General features: G+C 39.4%; 1 pseudogene. It reads left to right on the forward strand.

Annotation, left to right across the window (positions count from 1 at the left end):
* Positions 1 to 251 (forward strand): annotated as a pseudogene (locus SB765_RS32100) (transcriptional regulator); the annotation flags it as partial.

Genomic DNA, 251 nt, shown 5'->3' on the forward strand with positions numbered 1-251 from the left:
GTGTGGAATATCGTAAGCGTGCAAGCACACCACAGAAAATTTTAGATCGTATAAATGGTGATGTTTTAGATCAGGCTGAGCGCTGGCAAGAGCTTTTAAACTTTTATCCAGACTCGATTAAACCTATTACGCCATTTTCACTACCAAGTACATTACCTGATGTGATTGATTCATATGAGCAACTAGAAGGTGTAGCCACCACAATGCGCAATGAATGGGGTTTAGGCTTAAATCCAATTCATGACATGATT

It is taken from the genome of Pseudomonas sp. SIMBA_067 (genome assembly GCF_046534675.1).
Taxonomy (GTDB): Bacteria; Pseudomonadota; Gammaproteobacteria; order Pseudomonadales; family Pseudomonadaceae; genus Aquipseudomonas; species Aquipseudomonas putida.